General features: G+C 38.2%; 16 protein-coding genes. 7 read left to right on the top strand and 9 right to left on the bottom strand.

Translation table 11 applies throughout. The annotated features are described in order from the left end of the window. Positions 1-9: 9 nt before the first annotated feature. The 3 genes from ACYVJ6_RS04850 (at position 10) to ACYVJ6_RS04860 (ending at position 2009) form a co-directional block, all read left to right on the top strand. Positions 10-1146 carry a cysteine desulfurase family protein gene (locus ACYVJ6_RS04850; protein WP_460692902.1) on the top strand — a complete coding sequence of 379 codons (1137 nt, stop codon included), beginning with the start codon at positions 10-12 and terminating at the stop codon, positions 1144-1146. Between the two features lie 93 nt (positions 1147-1239). Beyond that, positions 1240-1524 carry a hypothetical protein gene (locus ACYVJ6_RS04855; RefSeq protein WP_460692903.1) on the top strand — a complete coding sequence of 95 codons (285 nt, stop codon included), beginning with the start codon at positions 1240-1242 and terminating at the stop codon, positions 1522-1524. Positions 1525-1646: 122 nt separating this feature from the next. Further along, entirely contained in the window at positions 1647-2009 is a 363-nt protein-coding gene (locus ACYVJ6_RS04860; protein WP_460692904.1) for a hypothetical protein, read from the top strand. Positions 2010-2064: 55 nt separating this feature from the next. Here the strand turns inward: ACYVJ6_RS04860 and accD are convergent, their stop codons facing one another. Then, complete coding sequence (gene accD / locus ACYVJ6_RS04865) at positions 2065-2910, bottom strand: acetyl-CoA carboxylase, carboxyltransferase subunit beta (RefSeq protein ID WP_460693297.1); 846 nt, start codon at positions 2908-2910, stop codon at positions 2065-2067. A gap of 182 nt (positions 2911-3092) precedes the next feature. Here accD and fbaA point away from each other — a divergent pair, with 182 nt between their 5' ends. The 3 genes from fbaA to ACYVJ6_RS04880 all read left to right on the top strand — a co-directional run bounded on the left by fbaA (position 3093) and on the right by ACYVJ6_RS04880 (position 5152). Next, complete coding sequence (fbaA, locus tag ACYVJ6_RS04870; protein WP_460692905.1) at positions 3093-4172, top strand: class II fructose-bisphosphate aldolase; 1080 nt, start codon at positions 3093-3095, stop codon at positions 4170-4172. 82 nt (positions 4173-4254) lie between these two features. Further along, positions 4255-4761 carry a low affinity iron permease family protein gene (locus ACYVJ6_RS04875; RefSeq protein ID WP_460692906.1) on the top strand — a complete coding sequence of 169 codons (507 nt, stop codon included), beginning with the start codon at positions 4255-4257 and terminating at the stop codon, positions 4759-4761. Next, complete coding sequence (locus tag ACYVJ6_RS04880) at positions 4721-5152, top strand: GNAT family N-acetyltransferase (protein WP_460692907.1); 432 nt, start codon at positions 4721-4723, stop codon at positions 5150-5152. Before ACYVJ6_RS04875 ends, ACYVJ6_RS04880 begins: the two co-directional genes overlap by 41 nt. 37 nt (positions 5153-5189) lie before the next feature. Here ACYVJ6_RS04880 and ACYVJ6_RS04885 read toward each other — a convergent pair whose 3' ends face one another. The 4 genes from ACYVJ6_RS04885 to ACYVJ6_RS04900 all read right to left on the bottom strand — a co-directional run bounded on the left by ACYVJ6_RS04885 (position 5190) and on the right by ACYVJ6_RS04900 (position 10949). Next, positions 5190-6503 carry an NAD(P)/FAD-dependent oxidoreductase gene (locus tag ACYVJ6_RS04885; RefSeq protein ID WP_460692908.1) on the bottom strand — a complete coding sequence of 438 codons (1314 nt, stop codon included), beginning with the start codon at positions 6501-6503 and terminating at the stop codon, positions 5190-5192. A gap of 101 nt (positions 6504-6604) precedes the next feature. Next, entirely contained in the window at positions 6605-9556 is a 2952-nt protein-coding gene (gene secDF, locus ACYVJ6_RS04890; RefSeq protein WP_460692909.1) for a protein translocase subunit SecDF, read from the bottom strand. A 116-nt stretch (positions 9557-9672) separates the two neighbouring features. Then, on the bottom strand, positions 9673-10155 hold the full coding sequence (locus ACYVJ6_RS04895) for a dihydrofolate reductase (RefSeq protein ID WP_460692910.1): 483 nt from the start codon (positions 10153-10155) through the stop codon (positions 9673-9675). Then, positions 10155-10949: a thymidylate synthase gene (locus ACYVJ6_RS04900; RefSeq protein WP_460692911.1), complete on the bottom strand. Its 795-nt coding sequence runs from the start codon at positions 10947-10949 to the stop codon at positions 10155-10157. The genes ACYVJ6_RS04895 and ACYVJ6_RS04900 overlap by 1 nt, the downstream gene beginning before the upstream one ends. Before the next feature lie 179 nt (positions 10950-11128). Here ACYVJ6_RS04900 and ispE point away from each other — a divergent pair, with 179 nt between their 5' ends. Next, a complete protein-coding gene (gene ispE, locus ACYVJ6_RS04905) occupies positions 11129-11935 on the top strand; it encodes a 4-(cytidine 5'-diphospho)-2-C-methyl-D-erythritol kinase (RefSeq protein ID WP_460692912.1) in 807 nt (268 codons plus the stop codon). 4 nt (positions 11936-11939) lie between these two features. Here ispE and ACYVJ6_RS04910 read toward each other — a convergent pair whose 3' ends face one another. The 4 genes from ACYVJ6_RS04910 to tgt form a co-directional block, all read right to left on the bottom strand. Further along, entirely contained in the window at positions 11940-12215 is a 276-nt protein-coding gene (locus ACYVJ6_RS04910; RefSeq protein WP_460692913.1) for a LapA family protein, read from the bottom strand. Positions 12216-13034: 819 nt separating this feature from the next. After that, positions 13035-13943 (bottom strand): DMT family transporter, encoded by a 909-nt coding sequence (locus tag ACYVJ6_RS04915; RefSeq protein WP_460692914.1) that lies wholly within the window; start codon positions 13941-13943, stop codon positions 13035-13037. Further along, entirely contained in the window at positions 13944-15041 is a 1098-nt protein-coding gene (locus tag ACYVJ6_RS04920; protein ID WP_460692915.1) for an LptF/LptG family permease, read from the bottom strand. Then, the gene (tgt, locus tag ACYVJ6_RS04925; RefSeq protein ID WP_460692916.1) at positions 15042-16172 is read right to left on the bottom strand and encodes a tRNA guanosine(34) transglycosylase Tgt; all 1131 of its coding nucleotides are present in this window, start codon (positions 16170-16172) and stop codon (positions 15042-15044) included. Between the last annotated feature and the right edge of the window lie 230 nt (positions 16173-16402).

A 16402-nucleotide genomic window follows, 5' to 3' on the forward strand; every position in this document is an offset into this window, starting at 1 on the left:
AACTAACTCATGCGTGTTTACCTCGATAATGCTGCTACTACACCACTTGATCCTGAAGTGATGCAGCAGATGTGCGCGGTGATGGAGAGTACCTATGGTAATCCATCGTCCATACACGCGCATGGACGTGAGGCAAGGACGGTGATTGAGAAGGCCCGTAAAACTGTTGCTAACCTGCTGCATACTTCGCCGGCCGAGCTGTTTTTTACCAGTAGCGGTACCGAGGCTGATAATACGGCTATACGTTGCGGAATTATTGATAATAATATTACTCACGCTATATCTACCCGCATAGAGCACCATGCTGTTGTGCATACGCTGGAGGCTATGGAAAAGGCCGGTAACATCAAGTTAAGCTTTGTTGATGTAGATGCTAAGGGCAACCTAAATTATGAGCACCTGGAGCGGCTATTGCAGGATAACGAGCGCAGCTTTGTATCATTAATGCACGCCAATAACGAAATAGGTACTATTAACGATATTGAACGTATTGGCGATATATGCGAGCAGTACAACGCTATATTTCATTGTGATACGGTGCAAACTATGGGGCATTATCCGCATGACCTAAGTAAGCTTAAAGTCCATTTTTTGGTGTGTGCCGCGCATAAATTTCATGGGCCAAAAGGTGTTGGCTTTTTACATGTGAGCCATAAAATAAAGATCAAGCCATTTATATACGGCGGCGCGCAGGAGCGTAACCAACGCGGCGGAACCGAAAACGTTTATGGTATTGCAGGTTTAGCAAAAGCAATGGAGTTAGCTTATGCCAATATGGATGAACATGCGCAATATATACAGGGATTGAAAACCTATATGATGGAGCAGCTAAAGCAGCATATAGCCGGCGTTGAATTTAATGGCGAAACTGATGAGGACAAAAGCCTGTATACTGTATTAAACGCCTCTTTCCCGGATACAGAAATAGCCGATATGCTGTTGTTTAATTTGGACATAGCCGGAGTCTCCGCATCCGGCGGTAGCGCCTGTAGTTCGGGTACGGATATTGGTTCGCACGTATTAACCGGTATTGGTGCAAGCACTACAAGGCCATCCGTAAGGTTCTCATTTTCAAAATACAACACTAAGGATGAGATTGACTATGTTGTGGCAAAATTACTGGAATTCTTCCCTGTGAAAGTGTAATTATTACACGATAAAATATTTCTTTTATCGAAATTAATTTAAGTTTTTGGCATGGTTATCGTAGTTGTATATATACAATTAAATATGAAACCTATGGAAACTAATAAGAAAAATTCCGGCAACGGTAACCGACCAAACGAAATACCTGAAAAAAGACAATCAGAACAAGAAGGTTCAGGATATTCACCACAAAGGGAGCAACAACAACAAAATAGCGGTAATGATGCTTCATATAGCGAGCAAACCGATGTTACTCCGCCAAATCAAAAAGAATTCCCTGCAGAAGGACCTGCAAAAGGCAATTTTGAAAGCCGCCCACACGGACGTACTACTGCCCGTATGGTAGGCCATGAGCCGGGAACAGAAGGCAATATTTAAGATTTTATAAACTAAATTTTAACCTATAAAGGCTTTCATTTTTGGAGGCCTTTATAATTAAACCTAATGTTATGGAAAATTATAATGAAACTTCCGGAAACGGAAATCGCCAAAATGACCAAATGGACCTACAAAGGGCCAACAGAAATCAAATTAGAAACGAACAGGAAAATCAATCTCAATCCAACAGGGATATTTCTCAGCAGGAGGGTCAACATGATCGTGAAGGTCAACAACGGGCAAATCGAGAGCAAAATAGAAGCAATCAGGAAAGCCAATCAGGCTCCAACAGGCAATCTTCTCAACAAGAAGGCCAAAATGACCGTGTAGACCAGCAATGGACCAATCGGGATCAAAACAGAAATAACCAGGAAAGTCAATCACAATCTGGTAACATGTCTAATCAGGAAGGTCAAAATAAAAGACCTGTATATATAAAGGACATGCCCGAAATTAAACCCGAAACTAACCAGGGTGGGGTATAAAGGCATAAAAAAAGGGAGCTAATAGTAGCTCCCTTTTTTATTAATATCTGATTAATTAGTTCTTCATCATCTTTAAAAACGATGATAGTTCCTCTTTCATTTCCCTGCGGTCTACTATAAAATCCAGGAAACCATGCTCCTGCACAAACTCAGCAGTTTGGAAACCTTTAGGTAGATCTTTCTTAATAGTTTCTTTAATTACACGCGGGCCTGCAAAACCAATTAAGCTGCCCGGCTCGGCAATGTTAATATCACCCAGCATAGCATATGATGCAGTTACGCCACCTGTTGTAGGGTCGGTTAATAAAGAAATATAAGGTATTTTAGCTTGTGCTAATAAGGCCAGTTTAGCCGATGTTTTAGCCATCTGCATTAATGAAAATGCCGCTTCCATCATACGTGCCCCACCTGATTTTGAGATCATCAAAAATGGGATGTTATTTGCGATGGAATGATCAATAGCCCGGGCAATTTTTTCGCCTACTACTGATCCCATTGATCCGCCTATAAAGTTAAAATCCATACAGGCAATAACCAGGCCCTGCTCGTTTATTTTGCCAACGCCTACACGTAAAGCATCTTTTAAACCGGTTTTAAGTTGGGTTTCGGTTATACGCTCCGTATATTTTTTGGTATCCGTAAAGTTTAATGGGTCGCCTGATGTTAAGTCGGCAAAAAGCTCTGTAAATTCATTATTATCAAACAGAATAGAAAAATATTCTTTTGAACCAATACGCAGGTGGTAACCGCAGTAATGGCAAACATATTGATTTTCGACCTGTTCAGAATAGTGCAGGGGTTTTTTACATTGAGGGCATTTGTTCCAGATTCCGTCAGGGGTTTCTTTCTTTTCCTCAGTAGTCGTAATTATCCCTTTTATCTCTCGTTTAAACCACGCCATATCTATATCTAGCTCTTTCAATTAAATGCAAAGAAACAAAAAAAGTTTGTAAAGGATATAAAAGTTGGTGGAGTTGTAATTATTACAGCAATTTTTAAATAGTGTTAAATTTACAATAACTACTAACTTTTTTCGGCCTAAAAGCAAGGAAAATTAGTAACTTTGAGTATAAATTAAAATTCATGGATTTAAAAAATTATAAAGGCGTACTGCATGGTGATCAGGTGCAGGAGCTATTTGAAGCAGCAAAAAAGCACCAGTTTGCTATACCTGGGGTAAATATAATAGGTACTAACTCTTTAAACGCTGTATTAGAAACAGCTAAAGCGGTTAACTCGCCGGTTATTGTACAGTTATCAAACGGTGGCGCGCAGTTTTACGCAGGTAAATCATTAGATAACTCCAAACTGCAAGCTTGCATTTTAGGAGGTGTATCTGCTGCAAGGCACGTGCATTTATTGGCCGAGCATTATGGGGTAGCTGTTATTTTGCATACCGACCATGCCGCTAAAAAATTATTACCATGGATAGATGGTTTGTTAGAGCATGGCGAAAAGTTTTTTGCCGAAACTGGTAAACCATTATTTTCCTCACATATGTTAGATCTATCAGAGGAGCCTTTAGAGGAAAATATAGAGATATCTGCAAAATACCTTGAGCGCATGGCTAAATTAGGTATGACGTTGGAAATTGAATTAGGTGTTACGGGTGGAGAAGAAGATGGAGTGGATAACAGCGATGTAGATAGCTCACGTTTATATACCCAACCCGAAGAGGTTTCGTACTCGTACGAGCATTTATTAAAGGTTAGCCCGCGCTTTACTGTGGCTGCTGCTTTTGGTAATGTACATGGAGTTTATAAACCAGGTAATGTTAAATTACAGCCAAAAATATTACATAACTCGCAGGAGTACGTTAAAAAGAAATTTAATTTAACTGCCGAAAAACCTATAAACTTTGTATTCCACGGTGGATCGGGTTCAAGCCAGGAAGAGATACGCGAAGCAATTAGTTACGGTGCTATTAAAATGAATATTGATACCGATATGCAATGGGCATTTTGGGAAGGTGTAAAGGATTTTTATCTGTCAAAAGAAGCCTACCTGCAAGACCAGATCGGTAACCCTGAAGGTGAAGATTCTCCAAACAAAAAATATTACGATCCAAGGGTTTGGTTACGCAAAGGCGAGGAAAACTTTGTTAAAAGGTTAACCGCAGCGTTTGAAGATCTGAATTGCTTGAATGTTAATGATAAACTTTAATTTCGATACTCAAAATGATATAAGCGTCAATATAAAACATTGGCGCTTTTTTTTGGTTTAGATTTAAGATATTTAACAAAAAATGGCCAGGAAAAAACACAATTTGTTCGAACGCTTCTCTAATTGGGCAACCACCGCTACAGGTAGTTCATGGGCTTTTTTTATAGCCCTGTCTATTATTATTACATGGCTTGTTACCGGGCCAATATTTGATTATTCAGATACCTGGCAACTTATAATTAATACGGGAACTACTATTGTTACTTTTTTAATGGTGTTTTTGATCCAAAAATCACAAAATAAAGACTCAAAGGCGGTACACTTAAAATTAAATGAACTATTAGCATCGCATCAGGGGGCCAGTAACCGTATGGTTGATATTGAGGACCTAACTGAAGACGAACTTGATCACCTGCACCGGTTTTACGTGGAATTAGCCGATTTAGCTGAAAAGGAAGATGACTTAACTTGTACCCATTCCATTGACGCGGCACAGGAAAACCATAACCAAAAAATAACCGGTTATCAATCAAAAAGCTATTATGCCCATGCTAAAGCCAAAAGAAATGCAGGTAAGGCAAGTAAATAATGCTAATGAACTTGAAAATGTTTTTGCTATACGTCGGCAAGTGTTTGTAGTTGAGCAAAAATGCCCGCCTGAGTTAGAGTGGGAGTTTGAAGATGAATCCACCCATTTTTTGGCAACTGTTGATGATATCCCCGCAGGGGCGGCACGCTGGCGTAAAACCGATAAAGGTTACAAATTAGAACGTTTTGCCGTATTGCAAGATTTTAGAGGATTGGGTGTAGGACAGAAACTGGTAAAAGCTGTATTGGCGGATCTGCCTGCTGATGCCAATTACATTTACCTGCACGCGCAAATACAAGCTATAGGTTTATACCAAAAATTAGGTTTTGAAATAACCGGGCCCGAATTTGAAGAAGCGGGTATAAGGCATTATAAAATGGTGCTAAAGTAATTTCGGATTTCGAATTTTCAATTTCGGATTTATTACCTTAGTCAATTTTTGAGGTTTGTTTGTCCTTTTTAACCAACTCTTCTCTTTTAAAATTGCGTATTATAAGCCTGCTGCCGCCATTATTATTTACATAGCTGGCAACCCAGTTAATAAACACAATAACCTTGTTACGGCCTCCTAAAAGCGAAATAAGGTGCACAAACATCCATATCAACCAGGCGAAGAATCCCTGGAAACGTATTTTACCCAAATCAGCCACCGCTTTGTTGCGGCCTATGGTAGCTAATGAGCCTTTGTCATTATACTTAAATGGTTCAGTTGGTTCCCCTTTGATAATATGAACAATGTTTTTACCCAACTGCTTGCCCTGCTGTATGGCCACTTGCGCCACACCCGGATGACCCTTTGGGGTATCATCGGTTATCATGGCGGCTACGTCGCCAATAGCAAATATATTTTCTGTGCCTTTAACACGGCTTATAGTGTCAACACTGATGCGGTTGCCCCGCTCAATACTATCTTTGTCAATACCTTCCGGTACAACGCCCATTACTCCTGCAGACCATATAACATTTTTTGTTCTGATGGATCTGCCGTCCTCAAATTTTATTTCATTCCCATCGTAGCTTTCCACCTTTACATTCAACAGCACTTTAACACCCATATTAGTTAAAAATTCTTTTGCCGCGTGTGATGCACTATCTGAAAATGGCCCTAACACTTTTGGTAAAAAATCAACCAGGTAAACTGTCATGTGTTCTTTGCTCAGTTCGGGATAATCTTTGGTGAGGATATGATTACGTAATTCGGCCAGTGCACCGGCCAGTTCAACACCAGTAGGGCCTGCACCCACCAATACGAATGAGAGGTAAGGTTCACGTTCATCTTTGGTAGTTTTCAATACCGCTTCTTCCATGTTTTGCAATATCAAATACCGCAGATTAAGTGCCTCTGGTATCGATTTCATGGGCATGGCAAAGCGTTCAATGTCTTTATTGCCAAAAAAGTTGGTGGTCGACCCGGTGGCTATAACCAAATAATCGTAGGCAATCTCACCCACGGTAGTATCTAATGTGCTTTTATCAGTATTAATTTTAATTACTTCGGCAATACGGAAACGGAAGTTTTTTTGATCGCTAAAGTTTTTCCGTAATGAAAAAGCTATTGCTTCGGCTTCCAAACTGCCTGTGGCAACCTGGTATAACAGAGGTTGAAAAGTATGGTAATTATGCTTATCCAGCATTAAAACATCTACAGGTTTATCTTCTAACTGCCGGGCAACTTCCAGGCCGCCAAAGCCGCCGCCAATAATTACAACTAATGGGTATTTTGAATTATGAGTTGAAGCCATAATGGGTTGTTTTAAATAGATATTTTATAATATTTTATAATTAAGTATAAACAAAAAAGGCTCCAAATGTTCTTTGGAGCCTTTAAATATTGAAGATAATATTATCTCAAATCTTTCTTTCCAAAGTCGATTATAACCGGTGTCGCTACGCAAATTGACGAATAGGTACCAAAAAGCACCCCTATCAACAATGCGAATGAGAAACTCCTGATAACATCACCACCGAAGAAGAATAATACTACTAATACAAACACTACAGTTAAAGCAGTAATAATGGTACGGCTTAAAGTATTGTTGATAGCGTTATTAATTACCTCTTTAGGCTGGTCGGTTTTAGCACGGTGTACCTCTAAGAACTCGCGGATACGGTCAAATACAACCACCGTATCGTTGATAGAGTAACCTATAACGGTTAATATAGCAGCTATAAATGCCTGATCAATTTCTAAGAAAGGCAATATGTTTTTAAATAATGAGTAAAATGATAATACCATTAACGCATCATGAGCAGTAGCTACCGTTGCACCCAGACTAAACTGCCACTTACGGAAACGTAATAGGATATATGCCGCAAGCATTATAATAGCGAATATTACTGTCCATACAGCTGATCTTTTTAAACCTTCAGCAATAGTAGCCTCCACTTTTTGTGATTGCACTATATCTTGTTTAGATACTTGTGTTTCTGCTTTTGTGTTAAGCGCTTTTAATAGTTCCGTCTCAACCTTGGCATCAGCAGTAGTTGAATTATCATCAATTAAATAATTGGTGGTAATGTTGATCTTATCGCCCAGGGTTTTTATCTCGCTACCATGGCCAAATACGCCTTCTATCGCATTCCTTACATCTTGTGTGGTTGCATTTTTATTTTGAAAATGGATAGTATATGAGCGTCCACCCTGAAAATCTACACCGTAGTTAAAGCCTTGTGTAAACATGGATACTACACCTGCTCCAATAAACAAACCAGAGAAAGCATAGAATTTGAAACGATTTTTAACAAAACCGTAGTTGGCATTTTTGAAGGTATGTGAACTCCATGGGTGAGAGAATTTAATATCCCAGCCTTTTTCAAGCATCCACTCAAATATAACTCTTGATATTAATAATGAACAGAACAATGAGGTTATAATACCAATCATTAAGGTGGTGGCAAAACCTTGTATTGGGCCACTACCAAAAACAAATAGAATGAAACCGGTTAAAAAGCTACTGATGTTTGAGTCAAGAATAGAAGGTAACGCATGTTTAAAACCATCATTAATAGCTATACGCAATGATTTGCCTAATGCCAACTCTTCACGTACACGCTCATATATCAATACGTTAGCATCAACCGCTATACCCAAAATTAATATAATACCTGCAATACCCGGTAACGTTAACACAGCGCGTAAGCTGGTTAATACCCCCATCAGGAAGAATACGTTGATTATAACGGCAACCACAGCTACGGTACCTGCACGATTATAATAAGCAACCATAAATATCAATACCACTATTAAGCCCATTATACATGAGGCCAAGCCATTATTGATAGACTCCTGGCCTAAGGTCGGACCTACTACATCCTCACCTATTATTCGGGCAGGTGCATCTAAACGACCAGCTTTTAATACGTTGGCCAAATCCTTAGTATCTTCAATAGTAAAGCTGCCTGATATAGATGATACTCCACCGGCTATTTCGCCTTGTACGGTTGGTGCCGAATAAACATTGTTATCTAAAACAATAGCTATTGACTTTTTATTAACGCCGGATGAAGCTTCGGCAGTAATAGCACGCCATTTTTGGGCACCTTCCGAGTTCATGCTCATAACCACTTCCGGGTTTCCTTTTTGGTCAGTGCTTGGGTTTGCATCATTAATCACATCGCCTGATAATACAGGGCCATTCTCGGCACCTGCTAATTTAATGGCATACAACTCATACACCTTGGTTTTATCCATAGGTTTTACACCCCAAAGAAATTTCATGTTTTGAGGGATAACCGACTTAGCTTCGGCACCACGTAAATACCCAGCAACTTTGGCAGTATCTTTTTCGGCCGCCCAACCTGCTACCGGGCCCGGGCGTAACTGTTGCTGACCTGTTTGGTCCTGGTAAATAGCAGGAGACAAGATGGAAATAAGTGGGTGTTCGGCAGCTAAAGCGGCTCTGTTTGCTAAAGCTGAAGTATCTTTTGCGGCACTTTTTTGAACTTTATTTAATAAAGCTGTGCCTCCTTTTGCAGCAGTAGTGTCTTTTGTATCAGTAGCGGTTTTTGATGTATCAGTGAGCTTGCTTTTTGCAGCTAATAACTTATCAAGGCTATTTAATATAGGGTAAGCTTCAAGGTTATCATAAGTTTGATAAAACTCTAAATTAGCCGTACCAACTAATAGTTTACGTACACGTTCGCGATCTTTAACACCAGGCAACTCAATTGTTATACGATTGTTTTGTTGTCTTTGTATATTAGGTTGCGTTACTCCAAATTGGTCAATACGGGTATTTAATACTGTATAGGTTTGCTCTACAGCTGCATTCGCTTCTTCTTTTAAATAAGCCTCAACATCGCTGTTTGATGCATTAAATTTAAGATGCGCCTGGTTGTCTTTAGTCGAAAAGATAGAAGCTAATCTTCCGTTTGGATTAAGCTTTTCATACTCGTTAACAAATACGGTAATATAATCTGATTGAGATTTACCTGATTTAACAATGGCATTAGCATTTGCTAAAGCCTGGTTAAATACCAGATCAGGGTTGTTGTTTGATAATGTTTTTACCAAATCAACCAATTCTACCTGCATCGTAACATTCATGCCACCTTTAAGGTCAAGACCTAAAGCCAACTCCCTTTCCACACAATATTGATAGGTGTGGCCCAATACCGGATAAGCCGGTAATTCTGATACAGAATCTAAATAACTTTTTTCTCTCGCTGTATCGCCGTTGGCATATATCCTCGCGTCGTTTTCAACTTTTTTCGCTACCCATGTAAACGAAAGCTGGTATATACATACAATACCCAGCAGTATAGCGAAAAATTTAATAACCCCTTTACCTTGCATCGTGAATTGAAATATTTAATTAATTAGTTTATAAGCGTTTTTAAACAAGACGGCAAATCTAATAAAATTTTACAAGCATAAAATTTTATATTCAAACAAAATAATTGTTTTAAATGTTAGCGCCGCTCAAGTGTGATAAATGAATATGGAAACAAATGTTTTTCGTCTGTTTCATGATCTTGCCTTGCGGTTTCTTTCCATACATTTTCCTTAATTTCAGGAAAATAAGTATCCCCATCAAATTCCTGATGAACAATAGTTAAATATATTCTATCTGTTAAAGCCATTGCCTGTTTATAAATTTCGGCACCGCCAACAATAAATATTTCATCCTCGCCGGCACATAGTTTTAATGCTTCGTCAATAGAGTTAACAACCTCGCAGCCATCTATAGTGATGTTTTGGCGGGTGATGATAATATTACGGCGATTAGGCAACGGCTTACCAACAGATTCGTAAGTTTTACGTCCCATTATGATGGTATGGCCGCTGGTTATCTCCTTAAAATGTTTAAGGTCCTTTGGTAAATGCCAAAGTAACTGGTTGTCTTTGCCGATAGCGTTGTTTTTGGCTATGGCTACTACTATAGATACGATCATTACACTGCTACCTCGCCTTTAATATGTGGCCATGGATCATAATTCTCCAATTCGAAATCTTCAAACTTAAAATCAAAAATATCTTTTACATCAGGGTTAATTTTCATAGTTGGCAGTGGACGCGGCTCACGGCTCAATTGCAGCCTGGTTTGCTCCAGGTGGTTGTTGTATAAATGCGCATCGCCAAACGTATGTATAAAGTCGCCGTATTGTAATCCACATACTTGTGCCACCATCATAGTAAGCAAGGCGTACGAGGCTATATTAAAAGGTACACCCAAAAATATATCAGCGCTCCGCTGATATAATTGGCACGAAAGCTTACCATCAGCCACATAAAATTGGAACAGGCTATGGCATGGAGGCAAAGCCATTTGGTTAACGTCTGCCACATTCCATGCAGAAACCATTATACGGCGCGAATCAGGGTTGTTTTTAATTTGATTAATAACCTGGCTTATTTGGTCAATATGCCCTCCGTTAGGTGTAGGCCATGATCGCCATTGGTAACCATAAACCGGGCCAAGGTTGCCATTTTCATCGGCCCACTCATCCCAAATGCGCACACCATTATCTTTTAGGTATTTGATGTTGGTATCGCCGCTTAAAAACCATATCAGTTCATGTATAATTGATTTCAGGTGCAGTTTTTTAGTAGTAACCATCGGAAAACCATCCTGCAGGTTAAAACGCATCTGGTAACCAAATACGCTGATAGTGCCTGTGCCGGTACGGTCATGCTTTTGCGTGCCGTTTTCCATTACATGGCGCATAAGGTCTTGATATTGTTTCATTTTTTTGGAGTTGATTAAGTTGATTGAGTTAGATTAGGTTAAATAGTCAAGCGATCCGTTTTTCAACTTAATCAACCACTCTCTTATTCAACTTAATCAACTTATCGATTACAAATAAAAATAATCTATTTTTGGTATCCTACGGATGTTTATAAATATAGGCCGTTGTTAATCTTTTTATGATATTATTCCCCAATGCCAAAATTAATATTGGCCTAAATATTACCGAACGCCGCACAGATGGTTACCATAATCTGGAAACCGTTTTTTATCCTGTTAAAATTAATGATGCTTTAGAGGTTATTCCTGCCGATAAATTGAGCTTTGAATCCTCAGGTTTAGAAGTTCCGGGCAGGATGGAGGATAACCTTTGTATTCAAGGTTATCATTTGCTTAAAAAGGATCATGATCTGCCTCCTGTAAAAATACATCTGCATAAAAATATACCCATAGGGGCAGGCCTGGGAGGAGGATCGGCTGACGCGGCATTCTTCATTAAGTTGATGAATACGCAGTTTAATTTAGGTTTATCGGTTGACGAAATGCAGGATCATGCCCGCACCCTTGGTGCCGATTGCGCTTTTTTTATTGAAAACAAACCAGTGTTTGCTTTTGAAAAAGGGGACGAGTTTGAACCTATCCGGCTTGACCTTTCTAATTACAGCATTGTATTGGTTATGCCGCCTGTTCAGGTGTCAACATCCGAGGCTTACCGGGGGGTGGTAAGGCCCATGATGGTCAAAGATTCGTTAATGGAGCTAATTCAGGCCCCTATTGCCGAATGGAAAAAATACATCAAAAACGATTTTGAAGAAACCATTTTTAAAAATCACGCGGAAATAAGAGGGGTGAAGGCTGCCTTGTATCAATCGGGGGCGTTGTATGCCAGCATGAGCGGAAGCGGCTCATCTGTATTTGGGATATTTGAAGAAACGCCTGATCTGTCTTTTTTAGAGCAAAACAACCAGGTGTTTTATAATATATAACTTATTAGTTTATATAGTCTCTATCTTCTTCACTTAGTGTATTGGCTTCGCCTTTGTGAATCTGATCATGATAGGCCTCAATATCATATTCTTGTTTTTTAGGTCGACCCACCAGTATGCCTAAAATAAATGCTATAACAGCCACAACTCCCAGTACTACCAACTTGGATAAATAAACATCGCCAAACAAAATGGTGAATTTTACCTGGTCGGTGTTTTGCATTAGTACAGTTGTAAGCAATACGGTTATAACAATGATAATGATAGTTTTTATGCTCATGATTTTTGGTTAACTGTTTTTATACAATATCGACTTTTTATTGGGTTTATAAAAATTGCTTCTGTTATATTTTTCTTTTTTCAGGGGGGGTAGGGCAGTTGCAGTTAATTTTTTATTGCCTCATTAAAGGTATCATTTTTGGGAGCTGTGTTTTGAAAAAAAATTGCCTTCAAAAATTTGGAATCAAAAATTGCTTGAAATAATTATATCGAAAACCAATTTTTTTATTGGCGTCAAAAAGGAGGGTGTTGCCCTGATTTTTTGACGAAAACGGAAAATGTATTTTCATTACACTATCCTTCCAAAAAATGCCCCGATTTCCATATAGTAAATTAAAATTTTATTTAATGTAGTATATTTATCTGAATATAAGTTGTTTATGTTATTTTAATGTGTACCATATGTTTGTTTGCTAAATTATTTAGTATATAATTTTTAATAACCAATTTTTTATTTATATTTTTTGTTTTATTGATTTAAATAAATATTTGATTAACAATTTATTATGATAAATAATATATGTTAAATAATTGTCTTATGTACCTTAAAATTGCTTGTAACTTGCTATGTTTTTTACAAAGATTTAGGTGGAAAGCAATTGTGAACTTAATACACCATTTGATTTTGCGAATTTTGTGTCTTTTTAATTAAAATATAGCTAAAGCACTGTAGCTCTGTTTAATTATTATAATGGCTTAAAACGGCTTAAATTGAGTTGTGTGAGCGGAGTTTTCCTCCCCTACTCGCATACAAATTGTAGAAATAAAATAATTTTTGAGCAAGAATACGGCAATTGGCAACGATATTTTGATGGAAGCGCTAACGATTTTTACGTTTGTGTAATTGTGTTTGAGCTACGGGAAAAAGAAAAATGGTTGACAAAATTATTGTGGCGCCCACCCAAAAACCGGTGGTCATTTTATGGATATCATTAAAAAACAGGAAAGACATCAGGATGCCGTATACCGGCTCCAGGTTGGTGATTAAAGCCACACGAAAAGCCGAAAGCTCGCTCATTACTGATACCCCGGCTACATAAGCCAGCGATGTGCAAACCGTGCCCAATAATATCAAGTAGCCAAGGTCTGTAGTTTTTAAATACATGTTTTGGTCAAAACCGCCAACGGCTAAAAGGTAAATTGATATCCATAAAAAGGCACCCGCTAATTCATAAAGAGCAATTACCGGTGCGGTGTTATGTTTAATTTGTTTGCCATTAATGATAGAAAAAATGCTTGCACTGGCGGCGCTAATAATGCCGAATGTGATACCCTTAGTGTATTGAGTTTCAAATTTGAATATTAATCCAATACCGGTGATAATTAGCAAGCCGGCAATGATCTCTATTTTTGAGATACGCTTTTTGTTGATCAATGGCTCTAAAAACGCAGTGAATAAAGTAATAGATGACAGGCAAACCAATGCCACCGGAACAGTAGAAAATTTGATAGACGAGAAGAAAAATATCCAATGGCCACCTACTATTGCACCCGTGAAAAGTAATTTGAAAAGGGTTTTGGTAGTAACCTTAAATGCTGTTTTATTAATAGTAAAGTATAAAAAAAGCGATATAGCGGCTATTAAAACCCTGTACCAAACCAATTGTACAGCTGCTATTGATATCAACTGGCCCAAAATGCCCGTAAAACCCCATATAAATACGGTAAAGTGAAGTATCAGCAGGTTTTTATTGATGCCTGCAGGTATTGCTTTATTAAGTGCAGCCATTTATTTGGGGGCTTTACGCAACAAATACAACCCGAGTAAACCAAACAATCCATTGGGTAAAAATACTGCAACTAATGGCGAGAGATTACTTTTTATCGCAAATACCAGGGCAAATTTATCAACTACAATATAAGCAAAGCATAAAAATAACCCTATCCCCAGCGGCAAACCAATGCCACCACGTACTTTACGAGATGATATGGAAACACCTATCAGCATAAGGACGAACGACGATAAAGGATGTACAAATCGTTTGTATTTTTCATATTCCATATCTTTTAAATCGCCTGCACTACGTATTTTTTCTTTTTCTATACGTTTATTCAACTCCTTTAATGACATGGCCGGATAAGCATTATTTACCACAAAATCTGAGGGTTGCAGATCTAATACGGTGTCTTTTTGATTGATATCCATTTTTAAGGTTTCCCTTAAGCCGTTAACATACCGTACAGAATAGTTTCTAAAAGACCATACGCGTTTAACCGAATCATAAATAGCATTACTTGCAACTAATTTTTCTCGTAACACATCGCCATCAAATTTCTCTAAAACGAACATATATGCAGAATGCGAATTGTTATCGTACGATTGTGCATATACATATGTGTTTTTATCTAATTGTAAATGCACGTCGTTTTTAGAGGCATCACCATAAAAGCCATGCGTATTTTCAAAATTTATTTTTAACGCGTTAGTAAATGGTATTAAAAAAACGCTGGCAAAAAACGATATAACGAAAATTATTGCTGCAGATACAAAATATGGCCTTAAAAAGCGACTAAAGCTAACCTTTCCGCTTAAAATAGGCACTATTTCGGTTTGGTTAGCCATTTTAGCGGTAAAAAAAATCACTGCCAAAAAGTTAATAAGCGGAGATAAAAGGTCCATATAAAATGGAATAAATCCTGCGTAATATTTAAAAGCTATTTCATATAGTGTGGCGTTTTTAGTCAAAAAATTATCCATGTGTTCGGATATATCGAACACAACAGATATCACTATGAACAGTATTAGTGTAAAAAAGAAAGTGCCCAGGTATTTCTTAATAATATACCAGTCCAGTATCTTTAAATATCTGTCTAAAAAAGCTTTCATTTATAGTCGTTGCCCCAGGCGGTTAACCATTATTTTTTTCCAGTTATAAAATTCGCCTGCAATTATTTTTTCGCGAGCCTGGTTAACCAGCCATAAATAAAAATGCAGGTTATGTAAGGTAGCTATTTGCGCGCCCAATATCTCGCCCGAATGTATTAAATGGCGTAAATAAGCCTTTGAGTATACGGTATCAGTAAACAGATCACTATCAGCCTCGATAGGCGAAAAATCATTTTTCCATTTTTCGTTTTTGATGTTGATGATACCATCTTTGGTGAACAACATACCATTACGTGCATTACGGGTAGGCATTACACAATCAAACATATCAATACCTAATGCAATATTTTCCAAAATATTTACAGGCGTGCCTACACCCATTAAATAACGTGGTTTTTGCTCGGGTAATATATTGCAAACAATTTCAGTCATGGCATACATTTCTTCGGCAGGTTCACCTACTGATAAACCGCCAATGGCATTACCTTCTCTTTCAAACGACGCAATAACTTCTGCCGATTTTATACGCAGATCTTTATATACCGATCCCTGTACAATCGGAAAAAAGGTTTGGTTATAGCCATATTTGGGCTCGGTACTGTCAAACCTGTCGCAGCAGCGCTTTAGCCAGCGGTGGGTCATTTCAATAGATCGTCGTGCATATCCGTACTCACAAGGGTAGGGTGTACACTCATCAAAAGCCATAATAATATCGGCACCAATGGTGCGCTGTATGTCCATTACATTTTCGGGTGTAAACAAATGTTTTGAGCCATCAATATGCGAGCGGAAGGTTACGCCTTCTTCTTTTATTTTACGCACTTCGGTTAATGAGTATACCTGGTAGCCGCCGCTATCAGTTAAAATAGGGCCATCCCAGCCATTAAATTTATGCAAGCCACCGGCTTTTTCAATGGTATCTAATCCGGGCCTTAAGTATAAATGATAGGTGTTGCCCAATATAATTTGGGCTTTTATATCATTTTTTAACTCGTGTTGGTGTACTGCTTTTACCGTGCCTGCGGTACCAACAGGCATAAATATAGGCGTTTGTATATTTCCGTGATCGGTAGTTATCTCGCCTGCGCGGGCTTTTGAAAGCGGATCTTGTGCTGTTAAGTTAAATTTCATTCAGGTTGCAAAATTAGGCTTTTTTGTTGTAGATGTGGTAAAGGTTATACGCTATAAACCGCCTTACTTTATTTGGTGAGTTTTTAACACAGATTAATTGGTAATAACTTTATCACATCTGCACCCTTTACAAGTTTTTTTAACAACTTTGCTTCAAAGTTTTAGCCCGGTTTGGAATATTATATACAAGTAGTCTTCTTCGTTTTATTTTTACTGTGTTTTATTATTCA

The organism is Mucilaginibacter puniceus (genome assembly GCF_054783175.1).

Coding starts and splice junctions, on each gene's coding strand:
- ACYVJ6_RS04895 (WP_460692910.1), bottom strand. CDS start 10,155: ATGATCGTATCTATAGTAGTAGCCATAGCCAAAAACAACGCTATCGGC.
- secDF (WP_460692909.1), bottom strand. CDS start 9,556: ATGCAAGGTAAAGGGGTTATTAAATTTTTCGCTATACTGCTGGGTATT.
- ACYVJ6_RS04860 (WP_460692904.1), top strand. CDS start 1,647: ATGGACCTACAAAGGGCCAACAGAAATCAAATTAGAAACGAACAGGAA.
- ACYVJ6_RS04855 (WP_460692903.1), top strand. CDS start 1,240: ATGGAAACTAATAAGAAAAATTCCGGCAACGGTAACCGACCAAACGAA.
- ACYVJ6_RS04910 (WP_460692913.1), bottom strand. CDS start 12,215: ATGAGCATAAAAACTATCATTATCATTGTTATAACCGTATTGCTTACA.
- ACYVJ6_RS04885 (WP_460692908.1), bottom strand. CDS start 6,503: ATGGCTTCAACTCATAATTCAAAATACCCATTAGTTGTAATTATTGGC.
- ACYVJ6_RS04915 (WP_460692914.1), bottom strand. CDS start 13,943: ATGGCTGCACTTAATAAAGCAATACCTGCAGGCATCAATAAAAACCTG.
- ACYVJ6_RS04850 (WP_460692902.1), top strand. CDS start 10: ATGCGTGTTTACCTCGATAATGCTGCTACTACACCACTTGATCCTGAA.
- accD (WP_460693297.1), bottom strand. CDS start 2,910: ATGGCGTGGTTTAAACGAGAGATAAAAGGGATAATTACGACTACTGAG.
- ACYVJ6_RS04920 (WP_460692915.1), bottom strand. CDS start 15,041: ATGAAAGCTTTTTTAGACAGATATTTAAAGATACTGGACTGGTATATT.
- fbaA (WP_460692905.1), top strand. CDS start 3,093: ATGGATTTAAAAAATTATAAAGGCGTACTGCATGGTGATCAGGTGCAG.
- ispE (WP_460692912.1), top strand. CDS start 11,129: ATGATATTATTCCCCAATGCCAAAATTAATATTGGCCTAAATATTACC.
- ACYVJ6_RS04875 (WP_460692906.1), top strand. CDS start 4,255: ATGGCCAGGAAAAAACACAATTTGTTCGAACGCTTCTCTAATTGGGCA.
- tgt (WP_460692916.1), bottom strand. CDS start 16,172: ATGAAATTTAACTTAACAGCACAAGATCCGCTTTCAAAAGCCCGCGCA.
- ACYVJ6_RS04880 (WP_460692907.1), top strand. CDS start 4,721: ATGCTAAAGCCAAAAGAAATGCAGGTAAGGCAAGTAAATAATGCTAAT.
- ACYVJ6_RS04900 (WP_460692911.1), bottom strand. CDS start 10,949: ATGAAACAATATCAAGACCTTATGCGCCATGTAATGGAAAACGGCACG.